Origin of the sequence: Hymenobacter sp. UYCo722 (assembly GCF_040547115.1) — a bacterium.
Taxonomy (GTDB): domain Bacteria; phylum Bacteroidota; class Bacteroidia; order Cytophagales; family Hymenobacteraceae; genus Hymenobacter.
The window spans coordinates 436125-461278 of record NZ_JBEPPC010000001.1 but is presented as its reverse complement, the minus strand read 5'-3'; the positions used below and the strand labels follow the sequence as shown (position 1 = coordinate 461278).

Annotated in this window: 25 protein-coding genes; 5 read left to right on the top strand and 20 right to left on the bottom strand. The window is 59.7% G+C overall.

The features are described from left to right. Positions 1 to 29 precede the first annotated feature (29 nt). The gene (gene hemF / locus ABIB44_RS01995; RefSeq protein ID WP_354582945.1) at positions 30 to 947 is read left to right on the top strand and encodes an oxygen-dependent coproporphyrinogen oxidase; all 918 of its coding nucleotides are present in this window, start codon (positions 30 to 32) and stop codon (positions 945 to 947) included. A 73-nt stretch (positions 948 to 1020) separates the two neighbouring features. Continuing rightward, a complete protein-coding gene (locus ABIB44_RS01990) occupies positions 1021 to 1614 on the top strand; it encodes a phosphatase PAP2 family protein (protein WP_354582944.1) in 594 nt (197 codons plus the stop codon). 29 nt (positions 1615 to 1643) lie between these two features. Here ABIB44_RS01990 and ABIB44_RS01985 read toward each other — a convergent pair whose 3' ends face one another. The 7 genes from ABIB44_RS01985 to ABIB44_RS01955 all read right to left on the bottom strand — a co-directional run bounded on the left by ABIB44_RS01985 (position 1644) and on the right by ABIB44_RS01955 (position 8893). Further along, entirely contained in the window at positions 1644 to 2354 is a 711-nt protein-coding gene (locus ABIB44_RS01985) for a hypothetical protein (protein WP_354582943.1), read from the bottom strand. Between the two features lie 63 nt (positions 2355 to 2417). Next, entirely contained in the window at positions 2418 to 3017 is a 600-nt protein-coding gene (locus tag ABIB44_RS01980; protein ID WP_354582942.1) for a riboflavin synthase, read from the bottom strand. Between the two features lie 118 nt (positions 3018 to 3135). Further along, positions 3136 to 3459, bottom strand: a complete 324-nt coding sequence (locus ABIB44_RS01975; protein WP_354582941.1) for a hypothetical protein — start codon at positions 3457 to 3459, stop codon at positions 3136 to 3138. Between the two features lie 146 nt (positions 3460 to 3605). Further along, entirely contained in the window at positions 3606 to 5279 is a 1674-nt protein-coding gene (locus ABIB44_RS01970; protein ID WP_354582940.1) for a S8 family peptidase, read from the bottom strand. Between the two features lie 49 nt (positions 5280 to 5328). Next, positions 5329 to 6144, bottom strand: coding sequence for a hypothetical protein (locus tag ABIB44_RS01965; protein WP_354582939.1), 816 nt, complete (start codon positions 6142 to 6144; stop codon positions 5329 to 5331). A gap of 33 nt (positions 6145 to 6177) precedes the next feature. Next, positions 6178 to 7338, bottom strand: a complete 1161-nt coding sequence (gene mnmA / locus ABIB44_RS01960; RefSeq protein WP_354582938.1) for a tRNA 2-thiouridine(34) synthase MnmA — start codon at positions 7336 to 7338, stop codon at positions 6178 to 6180. Between the two features lie 133 nt (positions 7339 to 7471). Continuing rightward, on the bottom strand, positions 7472 to 8893 hold the full coding sequence (locus ABIB44_RS01955; RefSeq protein ID WP_354582937.1) for a sugar transferase: 1422 nt from the start codon (positions 8891 to 8893) through the stop codon (positions 7472 to 7474). A 138-nt stretch (positions 8894 to 9031) separates the two neighbouring features. On the opposite strand from ABIB44_RS01955, the gene ABIB44_RS01950 reads away from it, so the two are divergent. From ABIB44_RS01950 to ABIB44_RS01940, 3 genes are all read left to right on the top strand, one after another. Next, positions 9032 to 9706 carry a protein-L-isoaspartate(D-aspartate) O-methyltransferase gene (locus tag ABIB44_RS01950; RefSeq protein WP_354582936.1) on the top strand — a complete coding sequence of 225 codons (675 nt, stop codon included), beginning with the start codon at positions 9032 to 9034 and terminating at the stop codon, positions 9704 to 9706. Between the two features lie 101 nt (positions 9707 to 9807). After that, complete coding sequence (locus ABIB44_RS01945) at positions 9808 to 10323, top strand: acyl-CoA thioesterase (RefSeq protein WP_354582935.1); 516 nt, start codon at positions 9808 to 9810, stop codon at positions 10321 to 10323. Positions 10324 to 10376: 53 nt separating this feature from the next. After that, on the top strand, positions 10377 to 11120 hold the full coding sequence (locus ABIB44_RS01940) for a hypothetical protein (RefSeq protein ID WP_354582934.1): 744 nt from the start codon (positions 10377 to 10379) through the stop codon (positions 11118 to 11120). A 65-nt stretch (positions 11121 to 11185) separates the two neighbouring features. On the opposite strand, the gene ABIB44_RS01935 is transcribed toward ABIB44_RS01940, so the two are convergent. From ABIB44_RS01935 to pnp, 13 genes are all read right to left on the bottom strand, one after another. After that, on the bottom strand, positions 11186 to 12301 hold the full coding sequence (locus ABIB44_RS01935) for a redoxin domain-containing protein (RefSeq protein WP_354582933.1): 1116 nt from the start codon (positions 12299 to 12301) through the stop codon (positions 11186 to 11188). 111 nt (positions 12302 to 12412) lie between these two features. Continuing rightward, positions 12413 to 13870 carry an Asp-tRNA(Asn)/Glu-tRNA(Gln) amidotransferase subunit GatB gene (gene gatB / locus ABIB44_RS01930; protein ID WP_354582932.1) on the bottom strand — a complete coding sequence of 486 codons (1458 nt, stop codon included), beginning with the start codon at positions 13868 to 13870 and terminating at the stop codon, positions 12413 to 12415. 55 nt (positions 13871 to 13925) lie between these two features. Next, entirely contained in the window at positions 13926 to 14678 is a 753-nt protein-coding gene (locus ABIB44_RS01925) for a TonB family protein (RefSeq protein ID WP_354582931.1), read from the bottom strand. 42 nt (positions 14679 to 14720) lie between these two features. Beyond that, positions 14721 to 15647, bottom strand: a complete 927-nt coding sequence (locus ABIB44_RS01920) for an SPFH domain-containing protein (protein WP_354582930.1) — start codon at positions 15645 to 15647, stop codon at positions 14721 to 14723. Positions 15648 to 15775: 128 nt separating this feature from the next. Next, the gene (locus tag ABIB44_RS01915) at positions 15776 to 16747 is read right to left on the bottom strand and encodes an LIC11966 family surface protein (RefSeq protein ID WP_354582929.1); all 972 of its coding nucleotides are present in this window, start codon (positions 16745 to 16747) and stop codon (positions 15776 to 15778) included. Positions 16748 to 16992: 245 nt separating this feature from the next. Beyond that, the gene (locus tag ABIB44_RS01910; RefSeq protein WP_354582928.1) at positions 16993 to 17442 is read right to left on the bottom strand and encodes an RES family NAD+ phosphorylase; all 450 of its coding nucleotides are present in this window, start codon (positions 17440 to 17442) and stop codon (positions 16993 to 16995) included. A 104-nt stretch (positions 17443 to 17546) separates the two neighbouring features. Continuing rightward, on the bottom strand, positions 17547 to 17990 hold the full coding sequence (locus tag ABIB44_RS01905; RefSeq protein ID WP_354582927.1) for an Xre family toxin-antitoxin system antitoxin: 444 nt from the start codon (positions 17988 to 17990) through the stop codon (positions 17547 to 17549). A gap of 109 nt (positions 17991 to 18099) precedes the next feature. Beyond that, on the bottom strand, positions 18100 to 18819 hold the full coding sequence (gene bshB1, locus ABIB44_RS01900) for a bacillithiol biosynthesis deacetylase BshB1 (protein ID WP_354582925.1): 720 nt from the start codon (positions 18817 to 18819) through the stop codon (positions 18100 to 18102). A 152-nt stretch (positions 18820 to 18971) separates the two neighbouring features. Beyond that, positions 18972 to 20084: a peptidoglycan DD-metalloendopeptidase family protein gene (locus tag ABIB44_RS01895; RefSeq protein WP_354582924.1), complete on the bottom strand. Its 1113-nt coding sequence runs from the start codon at positions 20082 to 20084 to the stop codon at positions 18972 to 18974. 99 nt (positions 20085 to 20183) lie between these two features. Further along, positions 20184 to 21116 carry a thioredoxin-disulfide reductase gene (gene trxB / locus ABIB44_RS01890; protein ID WP_354582923.1) on the bottom strand — a complete coding sequence of 311 codons (933 nt, stop codon included), beginning with the start codon at positions 21114 to 21116 and terminating at the stop codon, positions 20184 to 20186. 55 nt (positions 21117 to 21171) lie between these two features. Next, positions 21172 to 21741, bottom strand: a complete 570-nt coding sequence (locus tag ABIB44_RS01885; protein ID WP_354582922.1) for a DUF6985 domain-containing protein — start codon at positions 21739 to 21741, stop codon at positions 21172 to 21174. A 110-nt stretch (positions 21742 to 21851) separates the two neighbouring features. Then, positions 21852 to 22715, bottom strand: a complete 864-nt coding sequence (locus ABIB44_RS01880) for a sigma-70 family RNA polymerase sigma factor (protein WP_035566352.1) — start codon at positions 22713 to 22715, stop codon at positions 21852 to 21854. A gap of 123 nt (positions 22716 to 22838) precedes the next feature. After that, entirely contained in the window at positions 22839 to 25010 is a 2172-nt protein-coding gene (pnp, locus tag ABIB44_RS01875) for a polyribonucleotide nucleotidyltransferase (protein WP_354582921.1), read from the bottom strand. Positions 25011 to 25154 lie beyond the last annotated feature (144 nt).

The following is a 25154-nucleotide window of genomic DNA, read 5'->3' as shown; positions in this document are numbered from 1 at the left end:
CTCCTGCGCTCCGCGCGTTGCCGCTCTCCGTGACTGCCTCCTCCTCCCCCACCATTCGCCCCGAAATTGAAGCCTGGCTGGCTGATTTTCAACTCCGTCTCTGCCAGCAGCTCACCGCCGCCGACGGCGGCCCCACTGCCTTCCTCACCGATGCCTGGCAGCGCGAAGGCGGCGGCGGCGGCCGCTCGAAGGTGTTGGAAAACGGCCGGATTCTGGAAAAGGGTGGCGTGGGCTTTTCGGCCGTTTGGGGCGCGATGAGCGAGGCCGCCGCCCGGCAGCTGCACATGCCCGACCCGCATTTTTACGCGACCGGCGTGAGCGTGGTGCTGCACCCGCGCAGTCCGCGCGTGCCCATCATCCACATGAACGTGCGCTATTTTGAGGCGGGCAACGGCGAAGCCTGGTTCGGGGGCGGCATCGATTTGACGCCGATTTACGTGGACGAGGCCCAGGCCCGCGCCTTCCACGCGCAGCTTAAAGCCGTGTGCGACCGCCATAACCCGGCTTACTATCCCAAGTTCACGCGCTGGGCCGACGACTACTTTTATCTGCCCCATCGCCAGGAAACCCGCGGCGTTGGTGGTATTTTCTACGATAGATTGACTATTGGGCCCGACGGCACCGCTGAGGAGCTGTTTGCCTTCATGCGCGATGTGGCCGAGCTTTTCGGCTCCTTTTACACCAGCCTGATGGCCGCCAACCACGCCCTGCCCTACACCGAGCGCGAAGAGACCTGGCAAAGCCTGCGGCGCGCCCGCTACGCCGAATTCAACCTGGCCTTCGACCGGGGCACCCGCTTTGGCCTCGAAACCGGCGGCCGCACCGAGTCCATCCTCATGAGCCTGCCCCCGCGCACCGGCTGGGCCTACAACCCGGCCCCGCCCGCGCCCGGCACACCCGAAGCCATTACCCTGGGTTGGTTGCGGAAGGGAGTTGACTGGGTGTAGTGAGTAGTAAGTAGTAAGTAGTGAGTAATGAGTAATGAGTAGTGAGTAAACGTAATTTGGCAGTTCCCTTCTAATGCTTTTTCTCACTACTCAGCACGCACTACTTACCACGGTTAAAGCACTGGACCAGAATCTATTGCTGGCCATAAACCACGCGCACACCACGACCCTGGATGCGCTCATGACGTTTGCTTCGAACCGACTGGTTTGGTTTCCGGCCTACGCGCTGCTGCTGGGCTGGTTAGTTTACTTGTTCCGCCGCCACGCCTGGCTGCTGGTGCCGCTGCTATTTGCCGCCGTAGGCCTCGCCGACAGTATTACGAGCCGGTTATTCAAGCCGTTTTTTGCCCGCCCCCGCCCCTGCCACGATGGCCGGCTGGTAGGCCTGCTGCACCTGCCCGACGGTTGCGGGGGCATGTTTGGTTTCCTGTCTTCGCACGCGGCCAACTCGGTGGCGCTCACCGTATTTCTGGCGCTGGTGTTGCCGGCCGGCCGCTTTCGACCGCTGAAATGGGGCGTAGCCGCGTGGGCCCTACTGCTATCGTACAGCCGCGTGTACCTGGCCGCTCACTATCCTTCCGACGTACTTGGCGGGGCAATTGTGGGCGCACTGCTGGCGTGGCTGGCCGCCACGCTGTTCCGGATTTGCGGTCGGCAAGCCGCCTAACTACGATGAGTCATCAATTGGCAGCGGACCTACTGAAAGGTACGCAGGCCATTATCGTAGTAAATCAACTGACCGTTTTCATCCTGGAAGTACGCCATCGGGTATGCCTGCCCCTGCTTCGTTACTCGCCAAGCTCTCTCCATCTTTTCGGGTTGGCCGCCTTGGCCGCCACTCAGGTTGTAGTAGCCAAGCTCAGCTTCTACGCACTGGTTTTCTATTGTGGCGCGCGGGTCGTATTTACCAATAGCTTCCCTAAAGAGCCACCGTACCTGCGGTACGCTCAGGCGTGGCACCGGGCTAAGGGCTGTTGCCCCGGGCGAACTGCCGGCGCGGTAATGAAATTCTCCGTTCCAGAAGACGAAATTGGTTTGCGCGGTGAACACCTTCAGCCCGTTCACAAACTCGAACACCCGCACTACTTCGCTCAGCACCCGGGTAGGGGCCGAAAAGTTACGGAGCGAATCGCGCTGGTACTGGAAATAGCGCAGGTTAGCATGGCTTAGATGATTACGGTCAAACAGATTGTTCACCAAAACTAGCTGCCCCGTCGGTAGGCTATGCGCCCCAACAGGCTGCGTAATATTCTGAACGCAGCCGTTATCTACCCCAATACCTGCTGCCAGCGGCAGTGCATCATTTTTGGAGCAGCCGGCTAATAGCGTCACGGCCAGCAGAAGGATGAGGATAATTTGGGATTTCATAGGACTGACAATTTGCAACGCAAGCATGACCGTTGCCAATAGCTTGCGGTTGCATTAGGCGTATCAGTTGGTTTTCAAGAAGCTCCAGCCCCATTACCAAGGCTAGTTGGCAGCTCGGCCCAGCAGCTTGGCCACGTACTTGCCCACGATGTCAAATTCCAGGTTCACCGAGTCGCCGGCTCGCAGCTGCTGAAAGCTGGTGTGCTCGTAAGTATAGGGAATAATGGCCACCGTAAAACCCTCATCGGTGCTTTCGAAGCAGGTCAGACTGGTGCCGTTCACGCAGATTGAGCCCTTTTCTACCGTCAGGCGGCCGGGCGCGGACCCGTGCTCAAAGCGGAAAAGCCACGAGCCATTCTGGTCCTGCACGCTCGCGCACACGGCGGTAGCATCGACGTGGCCCTGCACGATGTGCCCGTCGAAACGGCCGGTGGCGGCCAGGCAGCGCTCCAGGTTCAGCAGGCGGCCGGGCTGCCACTGGGCCAGGTTGGTCACGCGCATAGTTTCGTCGATGGCCGTGACGACGTGCGTGCCGGCCATTGCGTCTACGGCTACCACGGTCAGGCACACGCCATCGTGAGCCACGCTTTGGTCAATTTTAAGCTCCCCCGCGAAGGGCGAAGCAATGGTGAAATGGCGGTTGCTGCCCTGGTCGGCCACGGCCAACATGGTGCCGACAGCCTCAATAATTCCGGTAAACACAGTTTCGAAGTAAGCTAAATAGTGAAGTAGTCCCGCGGCCCGGCCTCTATGCTAAGAACGGCACCCCGTTGCCAGAGTGCCGCTTGCTAGTGGAATAACCGGCGGGCCGGCTCAACGGTTATTTGTCGGTTTTCTCAAAGGGCCGCCAGTCGAGCTCGCCGGGCAGGCCGCCGGTCTTCTTGCGCAGAAACACCGTCTGGTCGTCGTCTTCCCGCTTGCCGAAAGTCACATCGGCCCGGCACTCGAGGCAGCGCACCGACGTATACTTAAACTTGCCCTGCGCCACGCGGCTGGTCAGGTCCAGATTGTCGGAGCCGCAGATGCCGCAGGCCGCCACATCGGCGAAGCTGAGCCGCTCGTATTCGGCCACGGTTTCGTGAAAATTATTGCCCTGCACGGTGAAGTGAAACTGGCGGCGCCCAATGCGCTTGGTCGTCATCATCTGCAACATTATTCGGATAGAATTTGATGTGAATTAATGCTTTAAAATTACGAAATAGCTGGCTCAAATACAAGCTGATATCGCAATTTCAGCTTGCAAAAAAAGGACACCTTCCGATGTCCTTTTTTTGCAAGCTGATACCCTGCTTATTGCTGCTGAAAGCGCACCGTCTGACGTACTAGCCCGGCAGTCACTTCGCATAGGTATTGCCCCTTGGACAGCGGCCCGAGCCGTAGCGCAACCTCGCCCGCAGCAGTGGCCGGCAGTTGCTGCCGGGCCACGACTGCCCCACGCATGTCGAGCACGCGCACGGCGAGTGGTACGCCGCGAAGGGCGGCCGGCAGCACCAGCATCAGCGCGCCGGTACCGCGCGGGTTGGGGTACAGCGCCAGGCTTTCGGCCGGGATGGCAGCAGCAGTATCCAGCGGGCTATTGGGATGCAGGCTATTGTAGGCCCGCCCAAAATTGGGCAGGCCGTAGCCCAGCGTATTGTCGGGCGCGGTGGCTTTGCTGGCGGTGCTACGCAGCACGGCAATCACCTGCTGGGCTGTGAGCGTGGGGTTGGCCTGCCAGAATGCTGCCGCCATGCCCGCCAGCACGGGGCAGGCAAACGAGGTGCCGTTGCCGCGGTAGGCCACACCGCTGGCGTTGAGCACGGCCGCCGCCTGCCCCATGGCCGAGAGCGTGGGCTTGATGCGGCCGTCGGCCGTTGGGCCATATGAGCTAAACGCCGCGTGGTTGCCCAGCGAATCCACGGCCCCTACCGTGAGGATGGAATCGGCATCGGCCGGGGCTGAAATGTAGTGCCAGGGCTTGTTGCCCTCGTTGCCGGCCGCGTTCACTACCAGCATGCCCACGCGGGCCGCGATGGTGGCCGCCCGCGAGCTGATGGCCGTACGCCCGTTCATATCGGCATACGTGTAGGCCGGCGAAGGCGCATCGAAATCGGTGTAGCCCAGCGAGGAGCTGATGACGTCGACCCCAGTCGAGTCGGCATACTCGGCGGCGGCCAGCCAGTTGGCTTCCTCCACGGGATGTTCGGAGGGTTCATCTTCGGTGATGCACAGGTGGTAGGTGGCCTTGGGGGCACTGCCCACGAAGTAGCCGGGCTCGTTGGCGGCCATCGTAGATAAAGTGTTGGTACCGTGGCTACCGCGCTGGTACACGTTGGTGCCACCATCCACGAAATTGCGGGTACTGGCCAGGCGCTGCTCCCGAAATAGCGGCTGCATGGCACTCATCTGGTTCACGCCCGGAAAACCCGCGTCGAACACCGCAATCTGCATGCCTTCGCCCCGGTAGCCGGCATCGTGCATGAGCGGCACGCCGATTTGCTGGTTCTGGGCGTAGGCCAAGCCGTAGTAGGCACGGCCTGCCAGCGTGCGGGCGGCGGATTCCGCTGGAGCCTTTACGGGGGCATCGGGCTGAACCGGCCGGGCCGTGCGGTTGAGCGTGGTAGCACGGCGCACGCTGGGCAGGGCCGCGATGCGGGCCAGCGTGGCCGAGTCGCAGCTTACCAGCGCGGCATTGAACCAGCGCGAGGTGTAAACCACCTGCGGCCCACCACTCACGGCCCGAATCTGGGCTACGTAAGCGGGCGTGACGGGCAGGTCGCGCGGGAGCACGGCAATGCCCTGGCGGGTACGCCGGGCAATGGCCCGGGCCGACAGAAACGCCTGGGGCTGGGCCACCGAAAACGGGGTGCCCGCCTTATCGCGGAAATACACCAGATGGCGGCGCACGGTACCCTGAGCGGCGGCCGGCGTGGCGGTAGCGCCCAAGGCCAGCAGCAGCAGCCCGGACAAAAAATATCGCGTCATATTCAGCGGTTAATCAACGAGATGAGTTAGCAGGCCCGCCCAGGCAATTTTACTTCAACTGGTAATCAATCAGGGTTTCGCGGCGGGTAAAGCCACTGGTATACGCGCCGGGCGGAAAAATCTGGTTGAAGGGCGGCGACAGGCTGGTGTAGGTGAAGGCCGCTTTATTGTCGCGCCGGCGGTATACCGGTCCCACCCCCTGGGCATATACCTGCTGGTAGTTTACATGCCGCAGCAGGCTGCTCTCAGTGGCCATGCCGGTATTGGCGGTCGTGATGGTATTGGCATACATTACCGCTGGCAGGCCCGTGTTCCCACCGCCCGTCGTAAACGACTGCCCTACGCCACTATACTGCCGGGTTTCGGCCGTAATGGTATCGTTGTAATTGCTGTTGAAAGCGTTCAGGTTCCAGGAGCGACCCTGGCGCGGCGGAAAAACCAGCTCCACGGTGCGCGTATTGCCCCGGTTGAGGATGAGCGCACTGCCTGGGGAGCTGATGGTGAACACACTGTCGTCGACCCAACTGGCCGTGGCCGTTGCCCGTCGGGCCCGCACCAGCCGGTAGGCCTGCTGCCCGGCCGCGTCAGTGAATAGCCCCGTAATGGATTCACGAAACTGAAACGAGGTAGGCGTGGGCGTACTGGTGGGGTTCGCCAGAGTGGCCACGCTCCACACCGAGTCGCGCACGGCGTACGTCCAGGTATTGCCCACGGCCAACGGGTAGTAGCCGCGCCCGGGGTCGGGCACGGCTTCCGTGGTGTTCGTGCAGCCCGCCAAAGCAGCGGCCGACAGCAAGGTGCCAATGGCCAGGCCCGCCCGCAGGCGCGCCACCACTATTTTTTGGGCAGAAAATAAATTACGCATGGATGTCGGCGGTAAGGACCGGAGGATTAGCAATTAGCGGACGGCAGCCCCGGCTGCGGCGAAAGGTATGGGGAATTCGCCGATGACGTGGCGCTCAATCCAGCCGCCACCCAGCACGTCGTTGCCATCGTAAAATACGGCGGCCTGCCCGGGCGTGATGGCGTGGACCGGCTCTTCAAAATAGACCCGGATTTTTCCTTCCACTTCTTCCAGAAACGCGGGCGCACCGTCATGGTTGTAGCGCACTTTCACCACGGCCGGCACCAGGCCGCGGCTGGTCAGGCTGGCTTCCTTGCCCATGTTGAGCTTGCCCACCACGGTGGCCGTGCTGGCCAGCTCGTCGTAGTTGCCGAGCACCACTTCATTGGTATCGGGGCGAATTTCGAGGACGAACGCGGGGTAGCCCAAGGCCACGCCCAAGCCTTTGCGCTGCCCAATGGTGTAGAACGGGTAGCCCTCGTGCTTGCCGATGACGCGGCCGTTTTTAGTCACGAAATTGCCGCCGGCCACGCGCGCCTCCAGGCCCGGCACGCGGCGGCGCAGGAAGCCCCGGTAATCGTTGTCGGGAATAAAGCAGATTTCGTAGCTCTCGGGCTTGTTCACCAGTTCGGTGAAGCCGCGCCGACGGGCCTCGTCATAGATTTCAGTTTTGCGCATGCCCCCCAGCGGGAACAAGGTGCGGCTCAGGCTTTCCTGGCTCACGCCCCAGAGGGCATAGCTTTGGTCCTTGTTTTCGTCAAGGCCTTTGCTCACCACGAAGCGGCCGGTTTCGGCTTCCTTGCGGATGTTGGCGTAGTGGCCCGTGGCGATAAACTCGCAGCCCAGCTGGTCGGCGCGGCGCAGCAGCGCATCCCACTTAATGTGGGTGTTGCAAAGCACGCAGGGGTTGGGGGTGCGGCCGGCGAGGTATTCGTCGGTAAAGTTGTCGATGACAAAATCACCGAATTCGTCGCGGATATCAATGATGTAGTGCGGAAAGCCAAGCGTGACGGCAATATCGCGGGCATCGTTGATGCTGTCGAGCGAACAGCAGCCGGTTTCCTTTTTCGAGCCGCCCGCACTGGCGTAATCCCAGGTTTTCATGGTCATCCCGACTACTTCGTAGCCTTGCTCGTGCAGCAGCACGGCGGCCACGCTGCTATCAATGCCGCCGCTCATCGCGACGAGTACTCTTCCTTTTACTTCGGTATTCATGGTGGTTTGCAATTCACCCGGAGCTTGAAAGGTTCCGGCCGGCACTGCAAAGGTAACGCTACGCTTAATGGTTAACGATAAACGGTTAATGAGAGGTGTTTCCCATGAACCGCTTACCATTAATCATTCACCATTATTTCCCCCGCCCTTCCACGATAATTTTAAGCGTGTACAGCAGCACCCGGAAATCCATGGCCAGGCTCATATTTTCGATGTAAAGAATATCGAATTTGAGCCGTTCCACCATCTGAGCCACGGTTTCGGCGTAGCCATATTTCACCTGGCCCAGGGAGGTGAGGCCCGGCCGCACCCGGTGCAGGTGGCGGTAGTGGGGTGCGATTTTAACAATCTGGTCGATAAAAAACTGACGCTCGGGGCGTGGGCCCACAATGCTCATATCACCCTTCACCACGTTCCAGAATTGCGGGAGCTCATCGAGGCGCACCTTGCGCATGAAGCGGCCCCACTTGGTAATGCGCGGGTCGTGGTCGGAGCTCAGGGCCGGGCCCGTTTTCTCGGCATCGACGAACATCGAGCGGAACTTAATGATGCCGAACGGCTGACCATTTTTGCCAATGCGCTCCTGCCGGTAAAATACCGGCCCGGGCGAAGAAAGCTTCACCATGATGGCCGTGAAAGCATACACCCAGCAGGCCAGCACCAGAAACAGCCCCGAGCCCACCACGTCAATCATCCGCTTGAGCACCACCTGCCACACGGGCAGCAAATCCTGCTTGATTTCGATGAGCGGCGTGCCGAACAGGTGGTTCACCTTTACCGAGCCCAGCAGCATTTGGTACAGGTCGGGCAGGATGCTGATGCGGGCCGGCGAGCCCTCCAGAAGGGTGAGAATGCCCTGAATGAGGCTGTGCTCGCTGGGCTCGATGGCGATAACGACCTGCTCGATGCCCAGGGCGCGCACTAGGGCTGGCAAGCGCTGGTAGCCAGCCTGCTGAGGCAGGGCGGCGGCCAGCTCCGGGTCGACGCTGTCGCCCACCGGCGTAAAGCCAACCATGCGCAGCCCCAGATGCCGACTGGTCCGGTTCAGCTCATGAAAAGTATTCATGGCCAAGGCATTGGCCCCCACCAACAACGTGGGAAATGAGATGCGCCCCTTGCGAATCTGGCCCTGCACGCTGGTCACGGCCAGGGTGCGCAGGATGGCCGAAATCACAAAATGCAGCAGCAGATAGGCCGTGAAGGTTTTGTAATAGGAGCGGTAGTTGGCCACCCCCTGGTCGTCGAGCAGCAGCGTGAAAAAGATGACCACTGCCCCGAGTAGCGACACCCGCGCCAGCCGGATAATCTCGGCCAAGCGCGACTTGCGAAACACGTCGCGATACTCGCCCACCAGCGTGTAGAGTACCATCCAGAAAATGGCGATGACCACGGCCGAGCCGGTGAGGTCGAACAGGGCCCCTTCGGTGAAGTGGTAGCCCGTTAGCTCGTTGAGCAGGTACTTGCGCAACAGGTAAAAGCACATCCAGGCCACCAGGGCCGCGCCGAAGTCGGCGGCCACGAGCTTGATATACTGAAAACGTCGAAGAAGCTGCAAAGCGGCGGTTTGGGTAGTAATTTCGCGGGCAGTGGCGGCCCACGGTGGCGGGCAAAGGTAGGGGCAACGCGTAGTTGTTGGCTCCTTTGGCCCGGACCGGGCTGGTTTTGGCCCTGTTGCCGCCCCGCCTTTGCCTTCATGACCGGTTCTCCCTCCCCGCTTCAGGATACCTATCGCCACCAGGGCCAGCGCCGCGCCCTGGCCCGCGAGCTGCGCCAGCGCGGCATCGTCGACGAGCGCGTGCTGGCCGCGCTGGCCACCGTGCCGCGCCACCTGTTCTTTGAGCCCGCCTTCGAGGCCCACGCTTACCAGGATAAGGCCTTTCCCATTGGCGAAGGCCAGACGATTTCGCAGCCCTACACCGTGGCCTACCAGACCCAGCTGCTGGGCGTGCAGCCCGGCCACCGGGTTCTGGAGGTGGGTACGGGCTCGGGCTACCAGTGCGCCGTGCTGCTCCAGCTCACTTTGCAGGTCGACAGCATCGAGTTTAATGAGGTACTATTTGCCCGCACGCGGCAGCTGCTGGCAGCACTGGGGGCATCCGGGGCCGCGTTGCATTGCGGCGACGGCTCGGTGGGCCTGCCCGCCCGGGCACCCTTCGACGGTATTCTGGTAACGGCCGGGGCCCCGGGGCTGCCGCCGGCTCTGCTGCGGCAGCTGCGCGTGGGTGGCCGGCTGGTGATTCCGGTAGGCGATGCCCACTCGCAGCGCATGGTGCGCGTCACCCGCGAGGGCCCCGAGAGCTTCGTGCGCGAGGAGTTCGAAACCTTCCGGTTCGTGCCGCTGCTGGGGGCCGGGGGCTGGCGCGGCTGAGAGCGGGCGTCAACCTTGCTAGGCAGCGGCTTGTCAGTCGGCGTACCTTTGCCCCAGAATTAGCCTGGCCGATGCACCGGCCCACTTTCCTTTACCTCACCATGCGCAAGCAAAAACCTGTTTCCGACTCGTTCGTCATCATGACCGAGTTGGTGCTTCCCAACGATACCAACACCCTCCACAACCTGATGGGGGGCCGCATGATGCACCTGATGGACATCGCCGCCGCTATTTCGGCTCAGAAGCACTCCAACCGCATTGTAGTCACGGCTTCGGTCGACAACGTGTCGTTTCGCGATAGCATCAAGCTGGGCAACGTTGTAACCCTCCAGGCCCAGGTGACGCGGGCCTTCAGCTCGAGCATGGAAGTCCATATCGACGTGTGGGCCGAGGACATTCCCAGCGGCACCAAGATGAAAACCAACGAGGCCTTCTTCACCTTTGTGGCCGTCGACCAGTCGGGCCGGCCCATCGACGTGGCAGATGCCGTGCCCGTAACCGAAGATGAAGTCCGGCTTTACGACGGAGCCCTGCGCCGCCGCCAGCTGCGCCTGGTGCTGGCCGGCCGCATGCAGCCCGACGAAGCCCAGGAGCTAAAAGCATTGTTTGCCATTTAAGGGTGTCGTCTGCCCGCGTCCGGTCTATTTATTAATCGATTTTTGCTTCTGCCATGTCGTCCGAAAAACTGGCTTTTCTGCAAAACTTCTACACCGATGTCACGCTCTACGTGCCCGTTGAACCGGCGACGGCGGCCGCACCGGTGGCAGCACCAGCAACATCCGCCACTCCCGCGCCAGCCGGGCCAGTGGCAGCGGCCCGGGCGCATGCACCGGCGGTACCCGCCCCCGAGCCGCGGGTGAGCAGCATGCCAAACACGGGCTTCAGCAAGCCCTCGGCCGGCCTGGAGCGCCTCACCAGCAGCATCCTGTCGCCGCCCGTTGCGGCAGCTCCGGCAGCGGCAGCGCCTCCGGTGCCAGCGGTAGCGGCTGGCGCGCCAGCGGTACCGCCAGTCATGCTCACGCCGTTTGCTACCGTGGGCACCAATGCGGCAGGCGTGCTGCTGCTATGCCGGCTGCCGCGCGAGCAGTTTGTGAAGCTGCACCGCAACGTGTTTCTGAACAAAATGCTGCAGGCCCTGGGCTTCGTGATGGAGGACGTGCTGCTGGTGAACGTGGAAAGCGAGCTGCCCGTGGCCTTGGCCAACCTGCGCCAGCAGCTGGATGCTACGCACATCATCGCCTTCGGCAAAAACCTGCTCGACGTCACCATCCGCAACACCCAGATTTACGAGCCGGTGCTTTTTCCCGGCCTCAACCTCTCCTATATGGCCTCCGCCACCATCGAGCTGGTGGAGTACGACGTGAGTTTGAAAAAACGGCTGTGGCCGGGCTTACAGGCCATGTTTATGCGCTAATAGCCCCCTACGAGAAAGGCCCGTCTGAAATTCAGGCGGGCCTTTCTCGTAGGGAATTGGGCAGTTTATTTCAACACCTCGGCCAGCTTGGCGGCCAGGGCCTCACCGCGCAGGTTTTTGGCGATGATGTGGCCCTGCGGGTCAATCAGAAACGACTGCGGAATGGCTTTGACGCCGTAGGAAGCCCCGCCGGCGCTGTTCCAGCCGGCCAGGTCCGATACGTGGTGCCAGGTCAGACCATCCGCTTCGATGGCTCTCAGCCACTTGGCGCGGTCCTGGTCGAGCGACACGGAGTAAATGGTGAAACCCTTGTCTTTAAACTTGTTGTAGGCCCGCACCACGTTGGGGTTCTCCTGGCGGCAAGGCCCGCACCAGCTGGCCCAGAAATCGAGCAGCACGTATTTGCCGCGCAGGCTACTCAGGGCCAAAGGCTTGCCTTCGGGGGTAGCGAGGCTGATTTCCGGGGCCATCGCGCCTTTGGCCGTGGCGCGCATGGGTTCGAGGTGGGCGCTGAGTTCCTTGGTGAAGGGCGACTCGGGGTTGGCCTTGCGCTGGATGGCGGCCACCGAATCGGCAAACTGAAATTCCTCTTCGGGGTTCAGGAACGCGCCCACGGCAAAGCCACTCACCACCGAAGTGGCATTTTCCCGAATCAGGCCCTTGAGCTTGGCATTGTTGCGCCCCTGAATGGCAAAGTACTCCTTCTCGATGGTTTTCATCTCGTCGGTTTTGCCGGCCTGGCCAGCGGCGTTATACCGCTTGCCCAAGTCTTCGAGCTGGGTTTTGCTACCTTCTATCACCTGCGTAAGCTGGCGCAGCACTTCGGCATCCTTGCTGCCCTTCACGGTGTAGGTCGCGGGCAGGCTTTTGGCGTCGCCGGTTACCTGCACGTGGGTTTTGTTGTCGAGGAAAAGCAGTACTTGGTTGCCCTCATCCACTTTAAGCTGGTAGATGCCGGGAGCCAGGGCCGTGCCCTTGAGGCTGAATTTGCCGGCGGCATCGGTCTTGGCCTGGGTTTTCTCCACGAACTGGCTACCCGTCAGCTCGCCCAAGTGCAGCACGGTGCCGGCGGGGGCATTTTTTAGCTGACCAGCCACTTCGTAGCCGTCGGCAGCGGCGGCATTCTGGCAGGAGTTGGCCAACCCCAAAACAGTGGCAGCCAGAAAAACAGATTTTAGCATTGTGATATTCATGAAATTATTTGCGGCGGCGCGGATGACCATTTAACGTCCTGAAATCAGGTAATTGTTCCGTTGTCGGCCGGCAAGTCTGACGCACAAGCGGCGGTTTCCTTACCCGTCCAGCCCGGCGCGTAGCAGCTGGTTGGCCAGTTTGGGGTCGGCCTTGCCACCGGTCAGCTTCATCAGCTCGCCCATAAACATGCCGGTGAGCGACTTTTTACCAGCCCGGTACTCGGCTACCTTGGCGGGGTTGGCGTCGAGCACCTGCTGCACCAGGCCGGCCAACTCGCCGTTGTCGGCTTGCGTGAGCAGGCCCAGGCTTTCGGCCGCGCCAGTGGCATTGGCCGATGGATGGTCGAGCAAGTGCGGAAAAAGTTGCTTGCTGGCCACCGAATAGTTCAGCTTGCCCGCGTCAATCAACTCGATGATGCCAGCCAGCTGGGCGGCGTCGAGCGGGAAATCGGCCATGGTGAGGGCGCGCTCGTTCAGGTACGACTTCACGGGGCCCATTACCCAGTTGGCGGCGGCTTTGGCATTGGGCGTGAGGCGGGCGAGGTCGTCGAAGTACAAGGCCACTTCCTTCTGGTCAATCAGTACCGAAGCGTCGTAGTCGTTCAGGCCCAGCTCGCCCACGAAGCGGGCGTAGAGCTGCTGCGGCAGGGCCGGCAGCTCGGCGGCCACGCGGTGCAGCCACTCGTCCGAAATTACCAGCGGGGGCAAATCCGGCTCCGGAAAGTAGCGGTAGTCGTTCAGGGTCTCCTTACTGCGCTGGCCGTTGGTGCTGCCAGTGGTGGCATCAAACCCGCGGGTTTCACTATCTACTTCGCCGCCGGCCTCGATGATGGCAATCTGGCGCTCGATTTCGTAGGCAATGGCGCGCTGCACGTTGCGGAAGGAGTTCATGTTCTTCACTTCCACCTTCATGCCGAACTGCGCGGCCCCGTGCAGCATCACCGAGATGTTGGCATCGCAGCGCAGCGAGCCTTCCTCCATGTTGCCGTCGCAGATGCCAAGGTATTCCACCAGCTTCTTGATTTCGGCCAGGTAGGCATAAGCCTCCTCGCCGGTGCGGATATCGGGCTCGCTCACGATTTCGATTAGCGGCACGCCGGCGCGGTTCAAATCCACCAAAGTTTCGGTTTCGCCGGCCAGGTGCATCGATTTGCCCGCGTCCTCCTCCATGTGAATACGGGTGATGCCGATGTGCTTGAGGCTGCCATCGGGCAGCCGCACCTCGAGGTGGCCATCGTAGCAAATCGGGGTTTTATCCTGGGTAATCTGGTAGCCCTTGGGCAGGTCGGGATAGAAGTAGTTTTTGCGGGCAAATAAGTTTTCGCGCCGAATCTGACAATTGGTGGCCAGGCCCATCTTCATGGCAAACTCCACGGCCGTGCGGTTCACCTTGGGCAGCGTGCCGGGGTGGCCGAGGGTAATCACCGAGAGGTTGGTGTTGGGAGCAACGCCGTACTCGTTCTCATCGGCCGAGTACATCTTGCTGTGCGTGAGCAGCTGGGCGTGAACTTCCAGGCCGATAACGGGCTGGTATTTGGCAAGGGTGGCTTCGTCCATAGTAAAAAAAACGCGTTGCTAATGGCAATTCGCCCCTAAAGATAACGGGGCTAGCTTAGCGTATCATGTAGGTAATGGGTACGGTATAGGAAACCGACACGGGTTCGCCATCGAGCCGTCCAGGCGTAAACGCCTTAAGCTTGTGCACCGCCGCTATGGTTTCTGCGTCCAGCGAAGGCGACACCCCCTTCACTATCTGCACGTTTTGTACTTGGCCCACCTCATTCACACTAAACGACACGAAAACCCGGCCCTGCTCCTGGTTGCGCAGCGCCTGCACCGGATAGCGCGTGTTGAGCTGGACGGCCCGCACGATTTCATCTTGGCCGCCGCGCTCGTACACCGGCATCACCTCGTAGGGGTAATAGGGCACTGCGCTGCCGTCTCTGGCAAAGCAGGCTTCGCTGCTGCGCTCGTTGGCCACATATGTTTCGCGGCGCTTCACTTGCCCCTCCGGGTAGTACACCACGAACTCGCCGTTGCGCTTGGCCCCCACATAGTCATCCTTGGTATGGAGCTGGCCGGTTTCGTAATACGTGGTGCGCGGTCCCAGCTTTACCTGGTGCACCATATCGGCGTAAGGGGTAATTTCCAGCAGCTTACCAGCGGCGTTGTATACCCGCTCCGTGCCCGAGAGGCTATCGCGAAACGTGCGTTCGATGCGATGGTGGGCACCCTCGGCGCTGGGCAGCTTCTGGCCGTATTCCCCAATGTACTCGGTCGTTTTCAGCGGGTAGGTTGGATGAATCTGGCCGACGGCCGGGCCAGCAAGCAGTAAAAGGGCACCAAGCAAGATGGGCAAGCGCATATAAATCGGGGCAGTAAAAGCGGTGCTAAAACGGCAGTGGGCCTACTTTACCGGCCGGTTCAACTGCTGCATGGCCATCATCTGCTCGAGGTTTTTGCTCATGCCCTCGTTCGAGCCGTCGAGGAAAATAACGTTGCCCTGCCCCTGCTCGGCAAAGTGCTTAATGGCCTCAGTCCACATCGAAAAGTACACCAGCGAGGGGTCGAGGTGATTGTCGGTGACCTGCTGCACGGCCAGGGCCAAGCCCCTGGTTACCTCCTCGCGGAACAGTGCGACGCCCTGGCCGCGCAGCTGGGCCGCAATTTTCTCGGCCTCCGCCGCGATTTTGATGGCATTGCCCTCGGCTTCGGCGGCCTTGGTTTTGGTGATGAGCAAGGCCTGACCCTCGTTTTCAGCCGCCGCTTTCAGGTTGTTGGAAGCCACGACCTTGGCCATCGAGCGCATGATTTCCTCGTCGAAGGCAATATCGTTGAGCTGCAAATCAATCAGGTGATAGCCCCAGCTTTCAAGCGTGGCGTCCAGCTGGTCCTTCACGTGCAGTACGATTTCCCCGCGCAAACTCAGCACGGCCGCCTGGCGCTGCGTGGCAACGAAGGCCCGGATGCTGCCCTCCACGGTACGCACCAGCGCCTGCATCAGGCTGGCCTCGTTCACGAACTTAAACGCTACGTTCTTGATGGCTTCCTCGCTTTGGTCGAAGGCCGCGTACACCAGCATCGCCTTGAAGTTAACATTGGCCTGGTCGATGGTAATCGCTTGGAAGTTAAGCTCCAGCGAACGGTTCTGAATAGAAATTCGCTTGTAAATCGTTTCCACAAACGGCAGCTTAAAATTGAGCCCCGGCGTCATAATCCGACGATACTTACCAAAGGCGGTAACCACCGCCACCGTGCCCTGCGGCACAATCACGAAGCACAGAAACAGGGTCAGGGCCACTACCATTAGCAGCACAAGTAGGAAGGCAGGCATAGTAAAGAAGCAGAAAAGGGTGAATCAGTGCCGAAATGTCGGTCAAAAAAGCTCAGCAACCTGCCGGCGGCGCGGCAGCGTAACGCATCTATCGTCGGCTGGCCCCGGGCATTACACCCAAGCCGCGATTAGTCGTTCATCACCGGCACGTAAGTATCCATAAAGGCCGAGGCGGTACGGTTGTAGGCGTCGTTGTACTTCTGCTGCTGCTGATTGTAGGTGTTGATGTGCGTGTTAATAGTCTGGGCGTCGGTTTTGGTGAGGTGGTCCTTGTTTTTCATCAGCTCAGCCACCTGCATAAACTGGTTGGCGCACAGCACCACGTACATGTTGGCAAAGTCGCGGGCGGCATTGCGGTAGGCCACATCCTTGCCCCGGAAGCCGGGCAGGGCGGCCAACTCGGCCACGGTTTTTTCGGCTTCGGCGGCCACAGCTACACGGGCAGTTTCAAAAGCCGCCGCGTCCTGGGCATTCATGGCGTCGGTGAGGCGGGCCGTGGATTTTTGCAACCGGAAAAACGGCAGAAATACCTCGTGCTGGTAGTGGTTCACCTCGTTCACGGCCTTGGCGTAGGCCGAGAGCTTGGCCGACTCGCGGGTAGCGCTGAAGGTGAACCCGTGCGCCCGGGCAAAGCGCTGCTGGGCCGCATCCACGCTGTCGTCGACCACCGCCAGCTTCTTATTGGCGGCCTCCTGAGCATCAAAGTAGCGCTGCATGTTTTCGAAGCTTTCGGCACGGCTGCTAGCCAGCGCGTTCACCTTCTTGAAATCAGCCGAATACACTTCCAGCGTCGTCTGAAAAGCCTTAATGGCGGCTACCCGGAACTCATCGTTGCCCTTGAACGGAGCCATGTGCTTGAGTTTGGCCAGCGCCACCTTGTTCTGCTCCACTACTTCGAGACGGCGATTTTCAATCTTACGGTCGTTCTCGCTGTGGGCCGCCTTGCTGATATAGCGCAGGTTTTTCTTGATGAGGTCGACCTGCTCGGCCACGATGGCGTTGTTGTAAGCGCCGGGGTCGGTGGCAGGCGTTTGGGCGGCGGCGGGCCGGGCCAGAGTGGCCAGCAGGCACACACTGGCAACTTGAGTAGAAAGACGCATAAGCGGGAAAGGTGGTGAAAAATTAGGTTATGGGCTCAGGGGATAACTAAGCGGCTTTGTGCAGCAAAAAACGACAATAAAGCATTTTGCCTGGCAATATACCCATCCGTGCTTTCAGCTGTTGAAAATTGTCGACTCCAGCAATAGCTAGCGGTAGCTATTACGGTAATTGAAACCGTATTTTTCCCGGTTTAACGAGTGCATTGCTTCCCAAACACTTCAGCTCTACCTTCAACGCGCAGCAACTACTCTTTTATGCGCGGGTCGAACGCGAAGTCCTCCCGCCCCACAAGGCGAATCTGCCCGAAATCGGGATGGCGGGTATTGAGTACGTAGTTGTATTCGTGAGCGACCACGGACGAAGGCACCCGCAGCACGGCGGCTTGCTGGCGGCGATACCAGTCGGCTCCCAGGGGCTGGCAGCGGGCGTAATGGCGCGGCAACTGCCATTCGGCAGGCATTTGCGCGAGGGTTAGCTCCTCCACGGCCAGGGTGTCGGGCACATCGATACGGATAACCTTGAACAGGTCGTTGAGGCCCTCGCCGCTGCGGTGCACCACGTTTTCGAGGCAGGCCAGCGCACGGCTGCCCGCGGCGTAGATAACCAGCTGGCCGCGCAGGTTCCAGCGGCCGGGGTTGCCGGAGGCAACGAGCTCACCGGCGTATTTGGCCAGGCAAATGCGGTAGATTTCCACTTGCGTTAAGTGTCAGCTGCTCGTTGTCAATTGCTAAATACTCATTCCCGCCCGGTCATAAGGTAACGTGCCCACAACTGATAGCGAGCGATTGACACTGGAAATTAAGCGAAATCGCCGTGAGCAATGCGGTCTACTTCGTCGGCGACTAGGTCGATGCCGCCGCTGGTTTCGAGCAGGGTAAGCGGAAGCTGATTATCGAGGCCAAAGGCGGGCTTGTCAAGCCAGCGGCGAAAAGCCGGCAGAGCACCAAAGACCTCCACGCCCTGTCGGGCCAGCGCCAGTAGCTTCAGAATTTGCTCACTGGCAGCCGGAGCAAGGCGCTTTTTGCTATCGCGGTAGGCGCGCAAAGTTTTGGTGGTGGTGTGCAAGAGCCCGGCTAGCTCGTCGGCATTTAGCTGAATAAGTGCCCCGACGTCGAAGGCCGTTTTAGCGGTGACGCCGTTGCGCGCTTCCATTACCAGCGCAAACGAATCGGCCACAGTGGCCTGCAAACTCAACAGCGCGGGCGAATAAATGGCGGCAGGATGAGCGGCGACGGCAGGCATATGATTAGGCGTATTGTTCCCCAAATATGGGAAATATTTCCCAAATAACAGGAAATATTTCCCTTTTGGTTTCTCCCCTTTCACCGCCACCAACGCAGGGCGGGTACGGCTACAGCAAATCGCCGACTTCGCGCACGCCCACTGGCCGTGCCACCGTAAACCCTTCACCAAATTCAACACCGATAATATGGCCGAATTCCCGCGCCCGCGCCTCCATAAACCGGCCAAATGCCTGGCTGGAAAGATAGGTTTGCGGAGCGTCCAAATCAGGATTGAAAAACTGGGTTTTAAAAGCTTGAATGGCCTCCCACTTCTTGTCCCAGTAGGGCGTGATATCAACTACGAAAGCGGGCGTCAACTGGCGGTCCTGGATGTAGTGGTACACGTTTTTGGGCCGCCAGGCTTCCTGTGGCAGGCCATCATCACCGAGGGTTTCAACCATGCGCAGACCGGCCAGGAAACAGGCATCAACGGCTAGTTGCGCGGCGCGGCCGTGGTCGGGGTGCCGGTCGGTGATGGCGTTGGCCAGCACCACCTCGGGCCGGTAGCGCCGGATGGCGGCAATCAGCGGCAACTGGTGCTCCCGGTCGTTGCGAAAGAAACCATCCGGCATCCCCAGGTTTTCGCGGATATCAATGCCCAGAATTTTATTCGAAGCGGCAGCTTCGGCCGCCCTAATGGCGGGCGTGCCGCGCGTACCCAGCTCACCCCGCGTGAAATCGACAATACCAACTTTTTTGCCGGCGGCCATGCTAGCCAGTAGCGTGCCAGTGCAGGACATTTCTACGTCGTCGGGGTGGGCCCCAAAGGCCAGTACATCGAGTTTCATTTGAGGTATGGTATAGAGTATAAAAACACAGAAAACGTCCTGCTGGGCGAATCCAAAGCAGCTGTTGTCCCGCAAGCAATTTATTTACTAGCCCGCCCGCAAGATGCTTTGGCTAAGCTCAGCACAACGTTTCAGCGCATGTGTTTCCAAAATTATTTAACCCGCAGCCTTTTGCCCGGTTGCAGGGTCCGCACGCCCGGATTCAGCTTCTTCAGGGTGCTCACGCGCACGCCGTAGCGCTCGGCTACTTCCGAAAGCGTGTCGCCGGAGCGCACTTTGTGCGTCACCGTCTGGCGAGCCCGCGAAGGCCGCCCGCTGCTGCTCCGGCTGCGGCCAACGGCCCGGCTGTAATAGTTGAACAGCGCCGAAGTAATCGTGAAATTATCCTTCCGCAGCTTGTAGCCGGGGAAATCGTACATCAGCGCCGGGTTGATGGGGTTGCCTTGGTAGCGCACTTCGAAGTGCAGGTGCGAGCCCGTACTACGCCCCGTGCTGCCACCGTAGCCGATAAGCTGGCCCGCCTTTACGAAGGTGCCCACGGGCACCAGCGCTTTGCTCAGGTGGCCATAAATTGTCTCCAGGCCGTTGTAGTGGCGCACCAGAATGTAGTTGCCGTAGCCGCCACCATCCCAGGCCTGAATGCGCACCACGCCATCGTAGGCGGCGCGCACCGAGTCGCCGGTTTCCAGGTCCAGGTCCATACCATAGTGCCAGCGGTAGCCCCGGAAGGCAAAACCCGAAGTGATGGGCGTGGTCACGAGGGGCATTTTGGCAAAGCGCAACCTAGCTGCGTCGGTGAGGTGCAGCTTCAGCGAGTCGCGGTAGCTGCGGCCATCCACCCGGTAAGGGTTCACGCGTTGGGTATCCCAAATGGAATAGTAGCCCGCCACCTTCACCCACGACGAATCGATGAGCACTTCATCCGACATTTCCACGATTTCCTGCCCGCCCTCGTTTAGCGTCGTCGTGTCTTCGCTCACAATGCTGAGCTTTTTGGCTGGGTTGAAATAGATTGATTTTGCCGCGTCGGAATTGTCGTCGGGCAGTTCCTCGGTTTCGATAACGGTAGTCGTATCGGGGCGCACGTAGCGCATCTTCGGCGTTTTAATGCGGAAGAAATCCGAATTGCCGGTGGTGCCGGCCTTCGCCTTGGTGCGCGGTGCCTTGCGCTGCTGCGCCTGGGCCAGGTTGAGCCCCGCCAGCAGCCAAAGCAATGCCACCAACAGCAGCACCGGACGCCAGAATGTTGTTTTCAGGATAGTCAAAAGCAGATGAATTTAGCTAAATAGCCGTCAGCTATTAGCTATTGGCCCCGTCTGGCGAAGCTAACAGCTAGCAGCCAACGGCTATCAGCTTATAAAATTTTAGTGGATGCCCATGGCAGCCAAATATCGTTCCGCATCCAACGCGGCCATGCAGCCGGTGCCAGCGGCCGTTACGGCCTGGCGGTAGGTATAATCCTGCACATCGCCGCAGGCAAATATCCCGTCGATGTTGGTTTTACTGGTCCCGGGAATGGTCTTCAAATAGCCCTGCTCATCGTGGTGCAGGTAGGGCTGGAAAATGGTGGAGTTAGGCTCGTGGCCAATGGCCACGAAAAAGCCCGTAAGCGCGATTTCGCGGGTTTCGTGGGTAAGCACGTTTTTCACGCGTACGCCTTCCACCGCATGCTCGCCCAGAATCTCATCCGTCACCGTGTTGAAGAGTACTTCAATCTTAGGGTTGTCGAGCACGCGCTGCTGCATGATTTTCGAGGCTTTCATCTCGCTTTTGCGTACAATCATGGTCACCTTGCTGCACAGGTTGGCCAGGTAAGTAGCTTCCTCCGCCGCGGTATCGCCCGCGCCCACGATGGCCACTTCCTGCCCCCGATAAAAGAAGCCGTCGCAAACGGCACAGGCTGAAACTCCCGAGCCATTCAGGCGGGCCTCCGACGGAATACCCAGCCATTTGGCCGAAGCGCCCGTGGCAATGATAACCGTGTCGGCCGTCAGCTCCAGTGTTTCGTCGATGGTGATTTTGCGCGGATGTATCGAGAAATCAACCGCCGTTGCAATGCCGTAGCGAATATCAGTACCGAAGCGGGTCGCCTGCTTTTTCAGGTCCTCCATCATCTCCGGCCCCATCACCCCATCGGCGTAGCCGGGGAAATTCTCCACGTCATTCGTGATGGTGAGCTGGCCGCCGGGCTGCAAGCCCATGTACATAACCGGGGCCATGTTGGCACGAGCGGCGTAGATGGCGGCGGTGTAACCGGCCGGGCCGGAGCCAATAATCAGACATTTAATGTGTTCCATAATCGATACCAGCCTAACGCCGGCAATGGTCAATGCTTTTTGTTCAAGTAACTATTTAATTTCCTGGCCGGCCAAACGCAGCGTAGAATTGCGCCATTAGCGGGTCAGCAATATCCGCCCGGCCATACGCGTGCGCCTCGGTGAGGTGGCCATCGTATTGGCTCAGCCGGGTCAGCATGCGCCCCTGCCGGAATACCAGCGCGATGCCGTGCTCCTCCTCCCAGTCGCATTCGCCTTCAATCTGAATGTAAAAGTCGCGTTCCGCGCCTTCGGTTTCTTCGGTCACCACTAAATTTCGGGGCTGCACATGCTGCCAGATGGCCGAAGGCTCTGGCAAATCAAGTGGCTCTATGTCCGCAGCATCCAGCATTTCCTGGTAGTTGGCCAAAACCACGGCAGTCGCGGCCAGTCGGTCAGCTGGACTCAGCTGCAGGAAGTTGCGCAATGCTGCATCTGCTTCGCGCAGGCAATCAGGCAGCTCTTCTGCTACGCCGTCAAACGTCACCGTCACCAGGGCATTATCGAAGTAAGGAACTGCAACCGGCTCCCGGGTTACCCATAAGTCATCAAAATGACTATCCCGAATGAGGATGCCGACAACCTGGCTTTCCAACGTGTTCATCATAAAAGAAACTTTTTACGACAGCGGACCGCAGTCAATCCTTTGAGGTTGGAATGCTACAAAAAACCCCAACCTTACAGCCGGGGTTTTCCTACAACAAACCTAAGCAGAAGTTAGCCCAGATAAGGCTTCAGCGCTTTCGAACGCGACGTGTGACGCAGGCGGCGAATAGCCTTCTCCTTAATCTGGCGCACCCGCTCGCGGGTCAGATTAAACTTCTCGCCAATTTCTTCCAGCGTGAGGGCCGCCTCACCGTTGAGCCCGAAGTAAAGCGTAATCACGTCGGCTTCGCGCTTGGTGAGCGTGCTCAGGGCGCGCTGCACTTCCTTGCGGAGCGAGTCGTTCATCAGGGCCATATCCGGCGACTCTTCGTCCTCGTTTTCGAGTACGTCGAGCAAACGGTTTTCCTCGCCCTGCACGAAGGGAGCATCCACCGACACGTGACGGCCCGAAATCTTGAGCGTGTCGACCACTTCCGAGGTCGTCAGCTCCAGCACCTCGGCAATTTCTTCAGGCGAAGGCTCGCGCTCAAACTTCTGCTCCAGCTCCGAGAAGGACTTGCTGATTTTGTTCAGCGAGCCCACCCGGTTCAGGGGCAATCGCACGATACGGCTCTGCTCGGCCAGGGCCTGCAGAATCGACTGGCGAATCCACCAAACGGCGTACGAAATAAATTTGAAGCCCCGGGTCTCGTCAAAGCGCTTGGCGGCTTTAATGAGACCGAGGTTACCTTCATTGATGAGGTCACCGAGGCTAAGACCTTGGTTCTGATACTGTTTAGCAACCGACACTACGAAACGCAGATTGGCTTTGGTCAATTTTTCCAGTGCTTGCTGGTCTCCGTCGCGGATGCGCTGCGCGAGCGTTACCTCCTCGTCGGGCGTGAGCAAATCAACCTTACCAATCTCCTGGAGGTATTTATCCAGCGACTGGCTTTCGCGGTTGGTAATCTGCTTACTAATTTTTAGCTGTCTCATTGGGGACTAGGTAAGAACGATATCTGATGGGGTTATACGTAAGAAAAAGCCGTCTGGACAGTCCCCTAAGTCAGAGGTAGCCAACAGGCTTCCTCCGACATTAGTTCGGGAGTGTTAGCGTAACTACGCTTGGGCTTCGCCATTGCTGGCACCTGCCGTTTCCGGCTTGGGCAGCAGCACTTTGCGCGACAAGCGGTACTTGCCGGTTTTCTTATCGATTTCCACCAGTTTCACGTCGATGTCCTGGCCCACTTCCAACAAGCCTTCCAGCGTCTGAATTCGCTCGTGCGTCACTTCGGAGATGTGCAGCAGGCCATCTTTACCAGGCATAATCTCCACGAAAGCGCCGTAGGGCTGAATGCTGCGCACTTTGCCTTTGTACACCTCACCCACTTCGGGCTGCGCCGCAATGGCACGAATCCGGTCGATGGCACCCTGCATGTCATCCTGGTTGGCTGCGTAAATGCTTACGTGGCCCTTTTCGTCCTTCTCCTCGATGATAACCGTGGCGTTGGTATCCTTCTGAATCTGCTGGATAACCTTACCACCCGGCCCGATGATGGCCCCGATGAATTCCTTGTCAATCAGCATTTTGTGCGAGCGCGGCGTGTGGGCCTTCAACTCGGCCGCCGGGGCGGCAATGGTCTTCGCCATTTCGGCGAGGATGTGCAGGCGGCCAGCACGGGCTTGGTGCAGCGCGGCGGTCAGAATCTCATTGCTCAGACCCTGGATTTTAATATCCATCTGGCAGGCGCAAATGCCCTTCTCGGTGCCGGTTACCTTGAAGTCCATGTCGCCGAGGTGGTCCTCGTCGCCGAGAATATCGCTCAACACGGCGTACTCACCGGTTTCCTTGTCCTGCACGAGGCCCATGGCAATGCCCGACACGGCACCCGACACTTTAACGCCGGCATCCATCAGCGCCAGCGAGCCGGCGCAAACAGTGGCCATCGAGCTGGAACCATTGGACTCCAGAATATCCGACACGATGCGGATGGTGTAAGGGTTCTCGTCGTCCGAAGGCAACACCTGCTTCAGCGAGCGGAGGGCCAGGTTGCCGTGGCCAATTTCGCGGCGGCCAGCGCCCCGGTTAGGCTTCACTTCACCGGTCGAAAAACCGGGGAAGTTGTAGTGCAGCATGAACTTGGAGTAACCCTTGGTCAGGGGCTGGTCCACAATCTGCTCATCGAGCTTGGTACCGAGCGTGACGGTGGTCAGGCTTTGTGTTTCGCCGCGGGTGAAGATGGCCGAGCCGTGCGCACCGGGCAGGTAATTGATTTCCGACCAGATAGGGCGAATTTCGGTGAGCTGGCGGCCGTCGAGACGCACCCGCTCCTTCACCATCATATCCCGAATAGCCTTTTTCTCAGCCGAGCCATAGTAGCGGCTGAACATCTTCATGTTCAACTCGGCATCCACGGCCAGCAAATGCTCGAGCACTTGCTTTTTTACCTTGCCAAAGCCCTCCTTACGGCCGCCTTTGCTGGTATTGCCACTGCGGGCCACGTCGTAGGCACCCTGGTACACGGCGTCCAGAATGGTCTTTTTCAGCTCATCGTTTTCCTCATACTTGGGGTACTCACGAGTAGGCGAATCGGCGGTACGGCCCACGGCCTCCGCCAAATCTTTCTGGAGCTGGCACTGGGCCTTGATGGCTTCGTGGCCAAAGGCAATGGCCGCCACCATCTCTTCTTCGCTCACTTCCTTCATAGCACCTTCCACCATGGCCACGGAGTCGGCAGTTGCGCCCACCATCAGGTCCATGTCGGCACGGGCCAGGTCGGAGGTTTTGGGGTTAATTTGGAACTGGCCGTCGATGCGCGCCACGCGCACTTCGGAAATCGGGCCGGCAAACGGAATGTCAGAAATCGACAGCGCGGCCGAAGCAGCCAGGGCGGCCAGGGCATCGGGCTGAACTTCTTTATCGGCTGAGATGAGGGTAATCATCACCTGCACCTCGTAGTGGTAGTCCTTGGGGAACATCGGCCGCAGAATGCGGTCGACGAGGCGGCAGACCAGGATTTCATAGTCGCTTAGGCGGCCTTCGCGGCGCTGAAACGAGCCGGGAATCTTGCCGGCCGAGCCGAATTTCTCCTGGTAGTCAACCGACAGGGGCAGAAAGTCAACGCCGTCGCGCTGGCTCGGGGCCGAAACCACCGTGGCGAGCAGCATGGTATCGCCGAGGCGAACCACGACGGCACCGTCGGCGAATTTGGCCAGCTTGCCGGTTTCGATGGAGATAACGCGGCCGTCGGGCAGCGCCAGGGTTTTGGTAATGGCGTGGGGTTGGGACATCAGCGGGATTTGCTTAGAAAAGCGACAGCGGGCGAGCAGCCAAAAACGAACACCGCGCACGGCCCTCGCTACTCAATATAACACAACGGTGCACCGATGGTAAAACAGCTTTCCGGGATGGCCTCGGGGCCAAACCAACCCGAA